The 17,274-nt window shown below is 70.8% G+C and carries 11 protein-coding genes; 3 read left to right on the forward strand and 8 right to left on the reverse strand.

The genetic code is table 11. From position 1 onward, the window contains the following. Positions 1-24: 24 nt before the first annotated feature. The 6 genes from VZQ01_RS23465 to VZQ01_RS23490 form a co-directional block, all read right to left on the reverse strand. Entirely contained in the window at positions 25-792 is a 768-nt protein-coding gene (locus VZQ01_RS23465; protein WP_426744605.1) for an ATP-grasp domain-containing protein, read from the reverse strand. An 8-nt stretch (positions 793-800) separates the two neighbouring features. Then, positions 801-1,709, reverse strand: coding sequence for an alpha/beta fold hydrolase (locus VZQ01_RS23470; RefSeq protein ID WP_223749605.1), 909 nt, complete (start codon positions 1,707-1,709; stop codon positions 801-803). Beyond that, a complete protein-coding gene (locus VZQ01_RS23475; RefSeq protein ID WP_267699122.1) occupies positions 1,706-2,830 on the reverse strand; it encodes an alpha/beta fold hydrolase in 1,125 nt (374 codons plus the stop codon). The genes VZQ01_RS23470 and VZQ01_RS23475 overlap by 4 nt, the downstream gene beginning before the upstream one ends. Next, on the reverse strand, positions 2,827-3,240 hold the full coding sequence (locus VZQ01_RS23480; RefSeq protein ID WP_074954179.1) for a hypothetical protein: 414 nt from the start codon (positions 3,238-3,240) through the stop codon (positions 2,827-2,829). The genes VZQ01_RS23475 and VZQ01_RS23480 overlap by 4 nt, the downstream gene beginning before the upstream one ends. Positions 3,241-3,280: 40 nt before the next feature. Next, positions 3,281-3,847, reverse strand: coding sequence for a Uma2 family endonuclease (locus VZQ01_RS23485; protein ID WP_248544661.1), 567 nt, complete (start codon positions 3,845-3,847; stop codon positions 3,281-3,283). A 176-nt stretch (positions 3,848-4,023) separates the two neighbouring features. Continuing rightward, entirely contained in the window at positions 4,024-4,773 is a 750-nt protein-coding gene (locus VZQ01_RS23490) for an SDR family oxidoreductase (RefSeq protein ID WP_223749609.1), read from the reverse strand. 430 nt (positions 4,774-5,203) lie between these two features. Between VZQ01_RS23490 and VZQ01_RS23495 the strand changes: the two genes are divergently transcribed. From VZQ01_RS23495 to VZQ01_RS23505, 3 genes are all read left to right on the forward strand, one after another. Continuing rightward, the gene (locus VZQ01_RS23495; RefSeq protein ID WP_426744608.1) at positions 5,204-6,862 is read left to right on the forward strand and encodes a right-handed parallel beta-helix repeat-containing protein; all 1,659 of its coding nucleotides are present in this window, start codon (positions 5,204-5,206) and stop codon (positions 6,860-6,862) included. Between the two features lie 168 nt (positions 6,863-7,030). Continuing rightward, positions 7,031-8,896, forward strand: coding sequence for a PAS domain S-box protein (locus VZQ01_RS23500; protein WP_255653490.1), 1,866 nt, complete (start codon positions 7,031-7,033; stop codon positions 8,894-8,896). Positions 8,897-8,906: 10 nt separating this feature from the next. Then, complete coding sequence (locus VZQ01_RS23505) at positions 8,907-10,805, forward strand: ATP-binding protein (RefSeq protein ID WP_223749710.1); 1,899 nt, start codon at positions 8,907-8,909, stop codon at positions 10,803-10,805. A gap of 16 nt (positions 10,806-10,821) precedes the next feature. Here VZQ01_RS23505 and VZQ01_RS23510 read toward each other — a convergent pair whose 3' ends face one another. Both VZQ01_RS23510 and VZQ01_RS23515 read right to left on the reverse strand, forming a co-directional pair. Next, a complete protein-coding gene (locus tag VZQ01_RS23510) occupies positions 10,822-15,714 on the reverse strand; it encodes a hypothetical protein (protein ID WP_426744610.1) in 4,893 nt (1,630 codons plus the stop codon). Positions 15,715-15,928: 214 nt separating this feature from the next. Further along, positions 15,929-17,017, reverse strand: coding sequence for a bifunctional methionine sulfoxide reductase B/A protein (locus VZQ01_RS23515; protein ID WP_267701165.1), 1,089 nt, complete (start codon positions 17,015-17,017; stop codon positions 15,929-15,931). Between the last annotated feature and the right edge of the window lie 257 nt (positions 17,018-17,274).

The raw sequence follows: 17,274 nt of genomic DNA on the forward strand, positions 1-17,274 counted from the left end.
GTGGGCGTTGGGGACTGAACGAAGTCAGGGCAGGGAGGCGCGCGAGCGGGTCAGCTCGCGCCAGCGCGCGAGGGTCAGCGCCGTGTAGGGCCCGCTCTCCAGGCCATAGGCGCCCAGCGAGAAGCCGTCATTCCACTCCACGAGGGCGGTCTCCCCCGAGGAGAGCACGCCGAAGTCCACGGCGTAGCCCGCGGTGGCCTCCCCGGAGGTCTCCAGCAGACGAAGGGCCTCGCGCACGCGCTCCTCGTCGAGCGCGACGGTGGGGTCCCCCGCGTAGTGACGGATGCCCACGGATGTGCCCTGCGCCACGAAGATGCGGTACTCGGTGCGCCACTGCACCACGTCCGAGCAGAGGAGCGGCGTGGCCCGAGACGCCCTCTCGAGGAAGAGCAAATCGTCGGCGCTCTGGAAGACATGCCCCGTGAAGCGCTTCCTGCGTCCCTGGGGCTTGGCGAACACAGGGGGACTGGAGACATCGAGCACCCTCGCGGTGAGCTCGCCCACCGTGCTGCTCCACAACCGGCGGTGGAGGAAGGGCGTGAGGCAGGAGGGATAGTCCCGGGTGGGGGGCGGCTCGATTCCGAGCTGCTTCAAGGCGCCCAGGACCGTGGGCACATAGCCCGCGACGAGCGTGTCCGGGGTCAGTGGGAGCTGTCGCCGCTCCAGGCGCTTGGCGGTGAAGCACTCCGTGGGGATGCCCAGCGCGCGCAGGCCCTCGAGCAGCAGGCGCATCTCCGGCTCCATCCGCCCGTGCGACTCCTCCTCGATGAAGGCCCGCGTCAGTCCGTGCATGCGGTGCCTCAGCCTCCCGCGCGCGCGAGCGGCGTGAGGATGTCGCGCCAGTGCGAGTAGAGGGAGAAGTGCCCTCCGCCCGGCAGGAAGTGGGGCACGGCGGTGGGGATGCGCGAGGCGAGATAGCGCCCCATCTGCGGCGGCACGATGCTGTCGCCGTCCCAGTACCAGAGGTCCACGTCGCGGCGAATCTCCTCGAGCGGGAAGTCCCACGGCGACGCGAGGATGTGGGCCTCACGGCGGATGCCCGCGACACCTTTGCGCGTGGCCTCGCGTCGCCAGCCCTGCACCTGCGCGGCGATGAGCGGGTCGGACAGCACGCGACGGTCATCCGGAGAGGCGTGGGCCATCACCGCGGCGAGCGCGCGGTCGGGGTTCGCGCGCACCTGTCGGTCATGCATCGCGAGCAGCGGGTGCAGCACCCACTCGGGCCAGGCGGCCATGGCGTAGGCGTTGCGGTAGTCGCGATTGACGCCCTCCATGCCCCCGGGGCGCTTGAGCGGCGAGGCGCCGGAGACGATGGCCGCGCGGAGGATGCGGTCGTCCAGGTGCCACGTGGAGACCGCGGCGTAGGGGCCACCCGCGGACACGCCGAAGAGGGAGAAGCGCCCGATGCCCAGCGCGTTGGCGAGCTGCTCCAGGTCGCTCGGGAAGTCGAGCAGCGTGCGGCCGGGTTGATGGTCGGACAGGCCGTAGCCGGGGCGGTCCGGCGTGATGAGGCGCACGCCGAGCCCGTGGGTGATGCGGTCATCCGGGTGGCGCATGTAGCGCGAGCCCGGATTGCCGTGGATGAAGAAGACGGGGACGCCGTCCAGGTCGCCCGACTCCACGTAGGCGAGCCGTCGCCCGTCCTTGAGTCGCAGGGAGCCTTCGCGCACCTGCACGCCGGAGGTCCTGTTCGAGAACGCGGTGTTCATGACTCCATCGCTTTCGAGCGAGCGCCAATCCATTCGGCGATGGAGGGCCACACGTGGGTGGAGCCCTTGCTGGATGCGGACAGGCCGATGTGGCCGACGGGGTAGCGCCGCGTCTCGGCGTCCTTCGTGCCCACCAGCTTCACCAGGGGCTCGCTCATGGCGGGGAAGGCGATGGTGTCCTGCTCGGCGATGACGTTGAGCACGGAGGCCTGGATGCGTCCCAGGTCGATGTTCTCTCCGCCGACCTTCATGCGTCCCTGGTGGAAGAGGTTCTGCTGGTAGCAGTCCTTGATGTACTGGCGATAGACCTCGCCGGGGAAGGGCACGGGGTCGGCGCCCCAGCGCTCCATCGCGAGGAACGTGGTGACGAAGTCCGGGTCGTCGATGCGGCGGCACACCTCCAGCCAGCGGGTGACGCGCTGCACGGGCGCCACCATGAGGAAGCCGCTCTCCAGCACGGGCGTGGGCACGTTGCCGTAGGCGTCCACCAGCGAGTCCACGTCGAAGTGGTTGGCGGAGGTCCACAGTGTGTAGACGCCGCCCTTGCTGAAGTCCACGGGCGTGGCCTGCGCCACCAGGTTGCGGATGCCCTCGGGATACAGCGACGTGTACGCGAGCGCGAGCGTGCCGCCCATGCAGTAGCCGTAGAGCGTCAAATCCCGGCTCTTGCTGACCCGGAGCGTCCAGCGCACGGCGGTCTGGATGAGCCCGCCGAGCAGGTCGGACCAGGTGAGGCGCTCCTCTTCCTGGCCGGGCACGCCCCAGTCGATGGCGTAGACGTCGAAGCCCTCGTTCGTGAGGTGCTCGATGAGGCTGCGGCCCGGCAGGAAGTCGAGGATGTACCAGCGGTTGATGAGCGAATAGACGAAGAGGATGGGCGTGCGGTGGCGTCGGCGGGGCGCGGCGTAGCGGAGCAGCCGCATGCTGCCGCGCGTGTACACCACGGTGTGGGGCGTGGCGCTGACGGGCGGCTCACGGACGCCGGACGCGCGCTCGATGAAGGGCTTGAGGTACGGGTACGGGTTGAAGGGGCGGGCCTTGAGCGCGTGGGCGACGGCGCGGGTGAGCTGGAGCTGGCCCGTGACGAAGGAGCGCAGGCGCTGGGGCGAGGAGGCGGTCATGGCGCGTCACCGGGCTTCTTCGCGGTGTCGGAGGCGGCCTCTTGTTTGTGGAGCAGGTCCACGACGACCTCGAGCTGGGAGCCGAGGGCCTCGACCTGGTCGTTCACGCGGCGGAGCTGGTCGCGGAGGTTCTCGACCTCGGACGTGGTGGGCAGGCGCAGGGTGCGCAGCGCGCCTTCGACGAAGCTGTTGCGGCGGATGCGGGCGTTGAGGCCCTGGCGCATCACGGTGCCGCTGGCGCGCAGATAGGTGGGGCTCTCGGCGACGCGAGAGAGGGCGCGGGTGAGGCCCTGTTCGGCGCGGGTGAACACCTTGCCCGTGCGCGTCTCCGGATGGGTGAGGTGGCCCAGGAGCTTCAGGCTCCGGGCGAGGAGTCCCCGAGGAGGAGGCGGACGTTCCGAGTCGCTCATGGCCTTGAGGCTAGCCCAAGGGTGCGCGGGAGCGCAGGGGTCAGCGCTCGAAAAGTGAACCGAGATTCATGTTTTGAGCGGCGAAGGGCTCGGCCCGGATGTTCTCGGCGCCGGTGTGCGTGGCGCAGGGCGTCCAACGCCCGGCCTCCAGCCGGTAGACCTCCAGTTGCTGCTGGCGTGGGTCCAACAGCCACAGGTGCTTCACGCCCGCGCGGGCATACAGGTTCATCTTCGCGCCCCGGTCCCGGGAGGCGGTGGAAGGGGAGAGGACCTCACACACCCAATCGGGAGCGGTCGTCATCCCCACGACCAGCGGGAGCTCGGGCATGCGCTCGTGTCGCCACGCGGCCAGGTCCGGCACGAGCACGTTCGGCCCCAGATGCAGCTCGGGCTCGGGCAGGAAGACCCAGCCCCCGGGGCCTCGCCTGCGGAGCCCCTGCTCGAACGGACTCAGCACGATTGCCAGCCGGATTGCCGCACGTCCATGGGGAGGCAGCGGACGCGGACTGACGTGCAGCTCACCGTCGATGATCTCCCCGACCACATGCTCAGGAAGCTCCTCGAGCGCTCGGTAGAGGCTCCTGTCGATGGGCGACTCGTCACTCATGTCGCCCCCAGGATGAGACTCCACCACCACCCGTGCAACCCGACCCCTGACCTCGTGCTGGATGTCCTCGTTCATCCGTTCAGCATGCATCATACCTCTGACATCCTCAATCAGCCTGAGGACTCATCAGGTATGAGACCCGGAGACCACGAAAACTCCGGGCCCTTCCAGTCCGCTCAGCCCTGACGCTTCACCGCGAGCGGCCCGAAGGCCTGCGCCACGGGCATCAGCGACATCACGTTGATGTTCACGTGGGCGGGCCGCGTCGCCACCCAGTGCACCGTGTCCGCGATGTCCTCGGGCGTCAGCGGCTGCGTGTTGGCGTACACCGACGCGGCGCGGGCGTCGTCACCGCGGAAGCGGACGTTGGAGAACTCCGTGCCGCCCACGAGCCCCGGCTCGATGTCCGTCACGCGCACCGCCGTGCCCAGCAGGTCCGCGCGCAGGTTCAGGCTGAACTGCTGCACGAACGCCTTGGTGGCCCCGTAGATGTTGCCACCCGGATACGGATAGTCCGCGGCCACCGAGCCCATGTTCACGATGTGCCCCCGGTTGCGCGCCACCATCCCGGGCAGCACCGCGTGCGTGCAGTACATGAGCCCCTTCACGTTCGTGTCGACCATCACCTCCCAGTCCTCGAGCTTCGCCGACTGCGCGGGCTCCAACCCCAACGCCAGCCCCGCGTTGTTCACCAACACGTCCACCTCGGCGAACCCGGCGGGCAGCCCGTCGACCACCCGCTTCACCGCCTCGCGGTCCGTCACGTCGAGCGTCACCGGCAACAGCCGTTCCCCCAGCTCCGCGCGCACCTTCTCCAACAGCTCCGTGCGGCGTCCGGTGGCGATGACCCGCGCGCCCTCCTGGATGAAGCGTCGCGCGATGGCCAGGCCGAACCCGGCCGTGGCTCCCGTAACCAGCACGTTCATGACGTCTCCTTCGGATGCGTTGCCCGCGCGCTAGATGGCACGGCCCACCGGCTCGCGCACGGGGAAAGGCCCGCCCTTCCTCCACTCCACGGCTCGTCAGGGCCGGCTTCACGACGCGCCCCCGCTCGCACGCTCCCGCCCGGAGCGGGCTTCTCCCAGAGTGAAGTCTGCATTCCCATCTCGGGAATGAATCCGCCTTCATCCGCACACCTCCCGAAATAGCGAGGCGAATCCGAGGCCGTCCGGACATCAGCACCGCTTCTTCGTGCTCCACGCAACCGCCTGGAATCGCGTTTCTCGCCTTCTTCCCCTCCGGCCTGGCGAGCCTGGCTTGCCGTTGCATCGGGGAATGAACAGGGCGCGAGCCCCGATTGGCGGCCGTCCCCGCGAGCGCCCCACACGCCGCGACCCACACAAGGAGTCCGACCGGATGCGCCAACGCTTACCGCTGATGACGGCTTGCTGCTCCGTGGCCCTGCTTGCCCTCCTCGCCTGCAACGGCAAGAGCGAGCTGACGCAGAACACGGGCTCAAGGCCGTCTCCGGACGGCACACCCTCGACGGGCACCGGGAACCCACCCGCGCCCACCACTCCCACGACGCCGACGAACCCCACCCCCGAGCCCTCCTCGCCCGACCCCGAGGAGCCCTCCGAACCCACCCCCACCCCCCAAGAGCCCACGCCGGAGCCAGAGCCGCAGCCGCCCCCCGAGCCGCCGAAGCCCAGCTACACGCGCATCCTCTGGGTGGCGCCCTCCGGCAGCGACAGCGCCTCCGGCACCGAGAACGCGCCCCTGCGCACCGTGACGCGCGCCCTGACGCTCATCGCGCCGGGCGAGGCCATCTATCTGAAGACGGGCAACTACGCCGAGCGCCTCAAGCTGGAGGAGCGAGGAGGCTCGGAGGCGAAGCGGCTCACCGTGAAGGCGGCGCCGGGCCACGCGCCCGTGGTGAAGCCCAGCGGTGAGTCCGCGCTGGTGGACGTGCGCGGCGCGTACTGGAACGTGGAGGGGCTCACGCTGGACGCGGCGGGCAGCTCCACCTTCGCCGTGCTGTGGCGGGGCAGCGCCGCGCACCACGGCGTGCTGCGCGACTGCGTGGCGAAGAACGGCACCGCGGGCGCGGGGCTCAACGTGTCGGAGAAGGCCCACGACATCCTCATCGAGGGCAACACCATCTCCAACTTCAGCCGCGGCAGCAGCGACAGCCACGGCGTCATCGTCCAGACGACGTCCAAGAACGTCGTGGTGCGCGGCAATGACATCCACCACAACTCGGGCGACGCCGTGCAGTGCATCGGCCCCGAGGGCGGCGCCACCGTGTCCGGCACCCCGTTCGACAACCTGCTCGTGGAGGACAACGAGCTGCACGAGAACCGGGAGAACGGCGTGGACGTGAAGACGTGCACCCGCGTCACCCTGCGCAACAACATCATCTGGGGTCACAAGGCCACGTCGTCCTCGCGCGGCGAGGGCATCGTCATCCACCTGTCCGCGTCCGACGTGACGGTGGAGGACAACGTGCTCTACGGCAACGGGCGCGCCATCAACGTCGGCGGCAACCGGGTGAACGGGCCGCCCGCGCGCATCGTCATCCGCCGCAACCTCATCCGCGACGGCCTGGGCGGCGGCGAGGACGGCGGCGGCATCCGTGTGGACACCACCAACGACGTCAAGGTGCAGCACAACACGGTGTGGAACATGCCGGGGCCGTGCCTCACCTTCGGCCACGGCGACACCGGGCCGAGCGCCAGCCTGGACGTGCGCAACAACGTGTTCGCGGGCTGCGCGGTGAATGTGCGCGCGGGCTCGGGGCGCTCGGGCGCGGTGATGGACGGCAACCTCTTCTTCCGCACGTCGGGGGCGGCCGTGTTCAACGTGGATGGCTCGGACACGGGGCTTGCGGACTGGCGCTCTCGCACGGGGCTGGACAAGCGCTCGTTGGAGAAGACCCCGGCCTTCGTCAACATCGACACCGGGGACTTCCGTCTGGGAGCGAACTCGGCGGGTCGCAACGCGGGTCTGGGGTTGGGATTGACCTTCTGTGGCACGGCCCCCGACCTGGGGGCATTCGAGTCGGACTGCCCCTGAGGCATCGGGGCGTGTAGAGTGGGCACCGTCCCCCCTACCGCCCCGACCCTCCACGTGCCGTCTCCGTTGGAATTCGCTCTTGGCATCACGCTGGTGCCTCCGGCCTCGCCCGCGCGGGAGCTCCTGGCCGCGTCCGCCGCGCGCGCCGGCCTGCGCGTGGTGGATGGCATGGAGGGCGCCGCCCTGGTGCTGGTGGACCTCACCGCGCTGGGCGGTGGCCCGGACCTCCAGGCCCTGCTCGACTCACCGCGCGCCTCGCACGTCACCCTGGTGGCCCTGGTGGAGCCCACCGAGCGGGGCTTCGCCGCCGCCGAGCCGCTGCGCCCCGCGGACGTGCTCACGGTGCCGGTGGCCGCGCACGAGCTCATCTTCCGCCTCCAGCGCGCCGCCGGACGACACCTGGAGCGCGAGGCCCAGGAGCGCGGTCAGGAGGACTTGTCGCTCCTGTTGGAGCTGACGGCCGACTACGCCGAGACGTCGGACGTGGAGGCGCTCCTGCACGGCGTCACCCGGCGTCTGGCGGAGAAGCTGGACATCGCGCGCGCCACGCTGGTGATGCTCGGCCGCAACGCGGACGAGGGCGTCATCGTCGCGGCGAGCGATGACCCGGCGCTCAAGGATTTGCGCATCGAGCTGTCGCGCTACCCGGAGATTCGCGAGGTGGTGCGCACCGGTCGCCCGGTGGTGATGGAGGAGGCGCCCACGCATCCGCTGCTCGGCGACGTGGAGCGGCGCGCGGTGGCGGCCCGGGGCATCCACGCCATCGCCGCGCTGCCCCTGCCCATCCGAGGCGAGGTGCGGGGCGTGCTGCTGCTGCGCGCGGCGGGACGGCGGCGGACGTTCACGCCTCGCGAAATCGACTTCCTCACCACGGTGGCGCACGCCACGGCGGTGGCACTGCGCAACGCGTCGGTGCTCCAGCTGGTGCGCGGGCAGACGGAGGCGGAGAAGACGGCGCGCCTGGCGGCCGAGGAGCAGGCGGCGTCCTTCAAGCCCTACCAGCTCTTCTTCGCGCACGTCAGCGAGGGTGTGGCCATCCTCGACGACAAGGCGAGCGTGCTGTCGCTCAACCCCTCCGGCGCGGCGATGCTGGACTATCCGGCGCCCGAGGCCCGGGGGCGGCACCTGCACCAGGTGACGCAGCCGGTGGACGACGGCGTGCTGATGGAGCTGGTGACGGCGGCGTCGCGCGGCGAGGCGCGCTCGGGCGTGGACGTGGAGGTGTGCACGGCCACGGGGCGCAAGCTGACGCTGTCGATGTCGGCGGCGCCGCTGCGAGACGAGGACGCGGCCACCATCCTGTCGTTCCGCGACGTCACCGACGCGCGGCGGCTGGAGGACGAGCTGCGCCAGACGAAGGACTTCCTGGAGCGGCTCATCGACTCGTCGGTGGACGCCATCATCGCCGCGGACCTGAAGGGGCGCATCATCCTCTTCAACAAGGGCGCGGAGGCGCTGTGCGGCTACACCGCGCAGGAGGCGATGGCGAACCTCACCGTGGAGCAGCTCTATCCGCCCGGCGTGGCGCGGCGAATCATGGCCACGCTCCGGGGGGCGGAGCACGGCGGCAAGGGCCGCATGTCGCTGACGCGCGAGGACCTGGTGCACCGCACCGGTGAGCGGGTGCCGGTGAACATGACGGCGTCCATCGTGTACGAGGGCGGGCGCGAGGCGTTCAGCGTCGGCATCTTCACGGACATGCGCGACCGGATGAAGCTGGAGCGCAAGCTGTCCGACGCGGAGACGCGGCTGGAGGAGAGCGAGAAGAGCGCCGTCATCGTCGCGCTCGCCGGCACCGCGGCGCACGAGCTCAATCAGCCGCTGACCTCGGTCATGGGGTACGCGGAGCTGCTCAAGCGCAAGCTGAAGGAAGAAGACTTCGCCTGGAAGCCGGTGGACATCATCTACCGCGAGGCGGAGCGCATGGCGGAGATCGTCCGGAAGATTGGGAAGATCACCCGCTACGAGACCAAGGCCTACATGGGGGAGCAGCAGATTCTCGACCTGGACAAGGCGACCTCCCATGAAGACTGAGACCCGCGCCATGCGCATCCCCAGCGGCCCAGGGCCCGAGTCCTTCCAGGCGTTCTTCGAGGCGCTCGACGCGCCCGTGGCGCTGTGTGACCCCACGCTGCGGCTCTTGGCGGTCAACGAGGCCTTCCACCGCTTCTGCGCGGACCACCAGGTCACGGTGGAGGACGTCGCGCGCACGCTGTCGTCGGTGGGCGTGCCGGTGGACAACTCGAGCTGCGACGTGGAGCTGCCGTTCGCCGGGAAGCCGGGCGCGGTGGTGACGCTGTCCAGGCGGGGGGACGTGGTCGCCGTGCGGGCGAGGAACGACCCGGAGCTGGCGCGCAACCGGCTGGTGGTGGCGGAGCGGGCGCTGCTCGAGCAGGCGCGCACGGAGGGCGTGCTGCTGGACCTGGGCCGCAGCGTGGCGGAGGCGGGAGGCGAGGAGGAGCTGGTGGCCGCGGTGGCGCGCGGGGTGAAGGAGCTGTTCCCCGGGCGCTCGTTCTGCATCCGAATCACCGACTCGCGCACGGGCGGGCTGACGTCGCTCTACGCGGAGGGCCGGCTGAAGGAGGGCGCGCACGAGCCGCTGGTGTTGCTGCAGCGCGCGGTGGAGAAGCTGAACCTGGGGCGCGCGGCGCTGCCGCCGGGGCGGGTGACGGTGCTGGGCGAGGTGCCGCTGCTCTTCGTCGGGAGCACGCATGGCGTGAGCGCGCCGCTGGTGGCGAGCGGGCAGCTCTTCGGCGCCATCAACATGGAGTACCCGGAGGGACTGGACGCGGACGTCCAGCACGACGAGCGCGTGCTGTTGCAGCTGGCCAGCCAGGTGGCGGTGGCGGTGAAGAACGCGAAGCTCATCGACGAGCTGACGTTCGTGCGCAAGTACCTGGAGGACCTGCTGGAGAAGGCGAACGCGCTCATCCTCGTCGCCAACCGGGACAAGCAGGTGGTGGTGTTCAACCAGGCGCTGAGCGCGCTCACGGGCTTCCGGAAGGAAGACGTGCTGGGCAAGGACATCTTCTGGCTGGTGCCGGAGAGCGAGCACCTGCGGCTGTCGCAGGTCATCGCGGCGGCGATTCGCGGCGAGTCGGTGAACAGCTTCGAGACGCGGCTGTTGTCACGCGAGGGCCACGAGGTGCGGGTGTCCTTCGCCACGTCGTCGATGCTGGCGCACCACGGCGAGGTGGAGGGGGTCATCGCCATCGGGCAGGACATCACGGTGGTGAAGGAGCTGGAGAAGCGCATCATCCACGCGGAGAAGCTCGCGTCGATTGGGCAGCTCGCGGCCAGCGTGGTGCATGAAATCAACAACCCGATGACGGCGGTGGCCACGTACGCGGACGCGCTGTTGCAGCGCTCGCGGACGACGCCGGGTGCGAACCCGGCGGACCAGGAGAAGCTGCGGAAGATTCTGGAGAGCAGCCATCGCATCCTGCGCTTCACGCGCGATTTGGTCAGCTATGCGCGGCCGGCGCAGGACCGGCCGGAGCGGGTGCAGCTCAACGCCGTGGTGGACATGGCGGTGGGCTTCTGTGAGCACGTGGTGGGGCAGGCGCGGGTGAGCGTGCACCGGGAGTACTCGGAGCTGCCGCCGCTGTCGGCGGTGCGGGCGAACCTGGTGCAGGTGTTCGTCAACCTCATCACCAACGCGTGTCACGCGATGCCGCCGGGCGGCTCGGTGATGCTCTCGACGCGGCGCGAGGGTCAGGAGGCGGTGGTGTCGGTGCGAGACACGGGCACGGGCATCGACCCGAAGCACCTGCAGCGCATCTTCGAGCCCTTCTTCACGACGAAGCCGGAAGGGAAGGGCACGGGGCTGGGGTTGTCCATCTGCCAGGGCATCGTGGAGAACCACGGTGGCCGGCTCACGGTGGAGAGCACCGTGGGCGCGGGTACCACGTTCTCCGTGCGACTGCCGCTGCCCGTGGAGTGACAGCGGCCGCCTGTGCTCAGTCCCAGCCGCGCAGCTCCACGCGGACCTTGCGCACCAGCAGCTCCCACTCCTGACGCTTCATCGTCGTCAGGATGCGACCGCCGATGAGCGTGAGGCCCGCGAGCGTCATCACCAGGAAGCCGATGCGATGGTCCCTCAGGCCCGCGTCGAGCAGGTTCGCCACCACGTCCAGCGTGAGGAACAGCGTGCCCAGCGCCAGGTACGCGCGAATCTGCAGCGCCATGCCCACCACGACGCCCAACAGGCACACACCTCCGAAGACGAGCGCATACGTCCCGTCCGGCGACTGGCCCACGCTCATCGCCAGCTTCGACGCGGCCGGCACGTACAGGAGCAGCCCGCCCAGGATGCGCACCGTGTTGCGCGCCGCGTGCGTCAGGCTCTCCGTGAAGAGCTGCCCCAGCATCAGCAGCAACAACCCCAGCGGCGCCAGGTAGATCTCCAGCCCCTCCAGTCCGAAGGCCAGCGCCGCGATGAGCAGCGCCAGGTTGCACGCCGCCGCCGCGAAGGCGCCGAACATCCGGCTGCGCTCCACCGCCCCCAGCGCCGCGTACAACAGGCCCGAGCCTCCCGCGAGCAGCGCCGCCTCCCGCGTCGCCTCGCCCGGCAACACCAGCGCCATGCCGATGGGCAAGAGCGCCGCGAACCTGCGCGTCGCCGCCTCCACCGGCTTCACCCCCGCGCGCCGCGCCATCACCGTCACGCCCACCAACACGAAGCCCAACGCCAGCGCGAAGAGCGCGTCGTGCTCGGCCCGAAGCCCGGAGGCGTACAGCGCCCGCACCATCGCGTACACGCCCACCACCGCGAGCTGCACGAAGTAGACGTGCCGCCCCGTGTGCTCCACCCAGGCGCAGTGCAGCGCCACCAGCACCGACAGGCCGATGGCCGCGATGGCCAGCCTCAGCGCCTCGTCGGACGGCTGCCCCACCACGGCGAAGAGCGCGAGCATCAGCCCGCTCGTCACCAGCCACCCGTCGCGCCCCCACGTCATCCCGCCCGCGATGTCCGGCCGCCGCGCCCGCGTCCACCGCTGCGCCGCCTGCATCGCCGCCACCGCTCCCGCGGCCGCGAGCGCCAGCGCCGCGCCATGCGCCGAGAACAGGTCGTCATAACGAAGCCAGGGGCCCGACAGGCTCGCGCGAATGGTGAAGAACGTCATCACCGAGGCCACCACCGTGGCCCCCATCATCCCCGTCGCCACCGCCGCGACGAGTGACGCGAACGCGCCCTTCCAGCGGAGCGCCGCCACCATCACCGCCGCCGAGGACAGCGCCAGCGTCACCGCGAAGGCCGGTGACACCATCCACGTCCCCCCCAGGCCGATGAGCACCTCTCCCAGGAGGTTGAGCGCCGCGAACGTCGGCGACGTGTCACCGTTCACCGCCAGCGCGTACAGCCCACCGGCTGCCAGGTAGACCATCATGGCCTGCTGGATGCGGACTCGTGCCGGTCCCTCGGGCATCCCACGCCGCGCCACCACCCACGGCCCCACCGTCACCACCAGCAGCCCCACCAGCGCCAGCAACGGACCCGGCCACGCCTCGAGGATGGGCACGCGATGCGCCGCCGCGTGCACCAACAAGAGGACGCTCACTCCCAGGACGCCCCGCCCCTTCGTCCGTGCCCCGCCGACGAACAGCACCACGCCCGTGGCGAAGACCAGCCCCGCCGCCGTCAGCCCGGGCTGGAAGAGCGCCGCCAGACTGACGAGCACCACCGTTGTGACCGCGCGACGGTGCAGCAGGTGCCGGAAGGACTCGGGCAGCCCACGAATCGAGGCCGCGGCGTAGACGAGCCCCACGGCCGCGATACCCACGAACGCGCGCTGCCACAGCAGGAACAGCGTGTCCCCGGGCGAAAGCCACGCGCCTTCCTGGAGCCAGTGGTAGCCCTCCGCGCCCGCTCGCACCCACTGTCCATCCGGTGGCGCCAGCGACACGAGCGACGGCCCCAGCAGCGACTGCCGTGCCGCCCAGAGCGCAGCCCCTGGAATCCCCAGGTACAGCCCCACGTTCGCCAGCGGCACCGAGCGGAACGAGCGCGCGAGCAACAACATCAGCATCGCCGCGCCCAGCACCATCAGCGGCGGGATGATGCCCAGCGCGCGAGACGGGTCCGGCAGGCCGACGAGCACCGCGCCCTTGAGCAGGACGAACACCAGCGCCAGCACGCCCGCGTGGGGCACCAGATGGTAGTGCGGCCCGTGAGAGGGCTTCTCCAGTCGCGCCGCCACCCACGGCCCGAAGCGCCGCGTCGCCAGCGCAATACCCCACAGCGCGATTCCGACGAGCGGATGGCGCATCGCCACGATGTCCGGAGGCAACGGACGACCCGCGCGGTTGATGATGGCCGTCAGCGCGATGAAGCCAGCCATCGCCGCCAGCGCCACCACCGTGCCGCGCAGCTGCCAGTCCACGAACCCACGCGACACGAAGGCCAGCAGCGCCACCGCGGCGAGCATCCCTCCCGCGAGCAGGCACAGCGCGCGCTCCGCGTCGGAGGGCAGCGTCAGCCAGTGGGCCAACGTGAGGGTCGCGATGATGGCCTGGGCCAGCGCCACCGTCGCGAAGCCGTCCGTGTAGAGCGACAGCCCTCGCGCTCCCAGGGGGAGGGGGACCAGGTCGAACACCTTCCGTCCCCAGAAGCCGCGCACGGGCGGCGTCCCGTCGGTCACCACGGGCACGCGAGGACGCAGGGCCGCGAAGACGGCGAAGCCGAACGCCACGGACGCGGCGACGAGCGCCGCCCGCGCCGACTGGAAGTCCCACGTGGTCCCCAGCACCTGCGACACGACGAGCGAGACACCCAGCGCCGCCAGGAGGGTGACCAGCCGGGTTTCATCCCGCCGCGCTCGCAGGAGCAACCACGCGGACGCCCACGCCGTGGGCAGCGCGAGCCACGCCGTGCCGGGCAGTCCCGAGAGCAGCTCGGGGACCACCGGCGAGACGGCGACGGACAGCACCACGCCCGCCGAGGCCAGCACCATCGAGAGGTCATCCAGCGGCAACAACGCGTCGCGCGGAGCCGCCGGCTTCGCCCACGCGAGCTGCACGTGCCCCACGACGCCGTAAAGCGTGGCCAGCAGCGCGAAGACCGCCAGTCGGCTCCACTCTCCCGTCAGCTCCGGGGTTCCATCCACGTAGGCCAGCGCGCCGAAGAGCGCGGCCAGGCCTCCCAGGTAATGCAGCGCGCGCCAGCGCCAGCCGCCCGTGACATGCGCGACCAGGGCGATGCACAGCCCCGTCAGGACGCGCGGCCACGGCGTGCTCTCGCCCTCGAAGCGCGCCACCAGCGGCATCGACGCCACCGTGGCGACGAGGCTCCACGTCAGCAGCTTGATGCTCAGCATCGCCGCCGCGAACCTGCGTGAAGCGAACATCAACCCGGACGCGGCCACGGCGCCGCCGAACACCCACCAGCCCGCATCCGTGGGCGCCACGACGCGCGCCACCAGCACACCCGCCAGCAGCGTGGCCATGACCGCGGGATGGACCAGGGCCCGACGTCGCGACTCGAGCAGGAAGAAGACTCCGGCGGCCACCACGGGCGCGAGCGCCGACGCGGCGGCGACCTGGAGGTCATCCCCGTCGCCCAGGGTGAACGCACCCAGCGCGCCCGCGAGGGCCCCGGCGGACAGCACCGCGTGCGCCACCGTCTCGACCACCGCGCTCAGTCGCGGATGCGTCCCGCGCGCGAACTCCGTGGTCGCGGCCAGCGCGAGCACCGTGGCGAGCCCCTGCGTCCAGAGCGTCATGCCCGCGAACAGCGCGCCGCCCGGCTCCATCGCGTCGAAGCCCGAGGGCGCGCTCGCCACGGCGAACACCGCCAGCCAGAGCGCGCCATAGAGCGCGGCGCAGGCGGACACCAGCACCGTGCTCGCGTCCTTCGCGGCCCGCCCTCGCCACAGCGTGGCACCCAGGGCCACCACACCCACCGACGCGCAGAGCACACGCGCCCACGGCGCATCGTCGAGCCCCATCAACGGCAGTCCCGCGAGCAGCGACGGGAACAGGGCCAGCGCGAGCGCCGACGCGGACGTCCCGTACAGCAACCGGCCCGCGGAGCGCAGCGGCACCAGTCCAATGGCCGTGACTCCGAGCGCCACGGGAATGCCCACCGTCAGCGACAGGCCCACGAGCGAGGACATCGCGATGAAGGCCACGGGCAGCAGCGCGAGCCCGATGCCCGACAGCACGCGGCCCACGGGCAACGAGCGGCGTGACAGGAACACCCCCAGCCCGATGAAGGCCGCGTGGTAGCCCCACAGCGCGCCCGTCACGAGGAGCTGCCGGGGCACGCCGCCCAACGCCTGCCAGGCCTCGCGCACGCCCATGAGCGAGCCGCCCAGCACCAGCACCGCGCCGAGGAACCACCAGATGAAATCATTGAGCCGGGCCGAGCTCGCGGGCTCCGCATCCAGCGCTACCATCGCCTCCAGCCCGCCGCTCAGCGCTCCAGAGGCATCCCGCGCGAAGAGCGACTGTCCCGAGCCCAGCGCGGAGCCCAGGTCGTCCTCGCTCGCGTCGCGGTCCCCGTGCTTGCGGCGAGCGGCCTGCTCACGCTCCTCCTTCGCCGCGTTGTCCAACGAGCGCGCGAGCGCTCCGGCCCATCCCCACGTCCAACCCTCCGCGCCTCGCACCGACGCGGCGACACCGTCCGCCCAGGCCTCCACGCGCGCGGCGGGGTCCAGCGGCGGCGCGACGGGCTCGACGGGGACGACTTCCGGCGCGGTGACGACCGCGGGCTCGGCGATGACCGGCGTCAGCGTTCCTTCGAGCCGCAGCGCGGTCGACTCATCGATGAGCGCGCCGTCGCGCCAGGACGCGATGTGTCGCCACAGCGTCGTCTTGACGAGGGCCTCGAAGTGCGGCTCGGTGACGGGCACGAGGGCGTTGCCACATTCCTGGCATGACTCCCCCGATGCCCCGTCGCGAAGTCGCGCGCAGACTGGGCAGATCATCCACCCAGCATAGCCGCACTCACACCCACCTCGCTTCGCCTGCTCGGCGGGTCATGAAACATCCAGCCTGAGTCGCGAAGTGCTCTCACGCTTTCCCCATCTCTGGGGCGTACGAGCGGCCTCGAGGGCGCGGGGTTTCTCAGTCCCTCATGTAATGGCAGGTGTATCCGCCTGGATTCTTCACCAGGTAGTCCTGGTGGTAGGCCTCGGCGGGGGTGAACTCACCGGCGCGGACGATTTGCGTGACGACGGGGCGCTTCCACTTCCCGGAGGCATCGACGCGGGCCTTCACGGCCTCGGCCACCTGCCACTGCCTGTCGGAGAGCACGAAGAGGGCGGAGCGGTACTGCGTGCCCACGTCATTGCCCTGGCGGTTGAGCGTCGTCGGGTCGTGCATGCGGAAGAACCACTGCTCCAGCAGCGTCTCGTAGCTGAGCACCTTGGGGTCGAACACCACGCGCACCGACTCGGCGTGTCCCGTCCTGCCCGTGCTCACGTCTTGATACGTGGGCCGCTCCAGCGAGCCCCCCGTGTAGCCGACGTCCGTCTGGAGCACGCCCGGAATCTTGCGCAGCAGGTCCTCCATCCCCCAGAAGCAGCCACCCGCGAGCAGCGCCGTCTCGGTGACACCGGACGCGGCCAGCGCCTTGCCCACGTCGACCTTCGGCGCCGCGGCGCTCGTGGGCTTGCGACCGAACAGCGCGAGCCACTCGCCGTACCCCTGCTTCTCCAAATCGTTCACGGACACGAAGCGCAGCGACGCGGAGTTGATGCAGTAGCGCTGCCCCGAGGGGCGCGGGCCGTCATCGAACAGGTGTCCCAGGTGCGAGTCGCCGGCCTTCGAGCGGACCTCGACGCGCACCATGCCCAGGCTCTCGTCGCGCTTCTCGACGACGCGGGCGGTGTCCACGGGCTTGGTGAAGCTGGGCCAGCCCGTGCCCGAGTCGAACTTGTCGCGCGAGGAGAACAGCGGCTCTCCGGTGACGACGTCGACGTAGAGCCCCTCTTCGTGGTGGTTCCAGTACGCGTTGCGGAACGGTGGCTCGGTCGCCGACTCCTGCGTCACCTGGTACGCGACAGGGGAGAGCGTGCGGCGCAGCTCCGCGTCCGAGGGCTTCTCGTAGCGGCGGGTGTCCTTCGTCACCGCGAGCGTCCCCGACTCGAGCGCGCCGCCTCCCGAAGCCGCGCCGCTCGCCTGGGTGCACGCCGCGAACACCGCGAACGCCATGCATAACCACAGGCTCCGCGAGGCGCTCGCTGAAGCGCGACGCGAGGTGACGACGAAGGTGGACGACATGGCGCAGACCTCTTCCGGTGACGCCGCGACGCGCGGGGGTTCTGTTCCCTTACGCGCGGGCCCCGAAGTCGGTTTCAGCCGCGGTGACACTTGTTTCGCGGGCGCCCCGGACAGCCGGCGGACGACCGAGCCCGCCGCGCCACGCATGCCCGCGAAAGACACGTCGCCAATCCCGCAGGGAGTCGAGG

The organism is Myxococcus faecalis, assembly GCF_050039385.1.
GTDB lineage: Bacteria > Myxococcota > Myxococcia > Myxococcales > Myxococcaceae > Myxococcus > Myxococcus fulvus.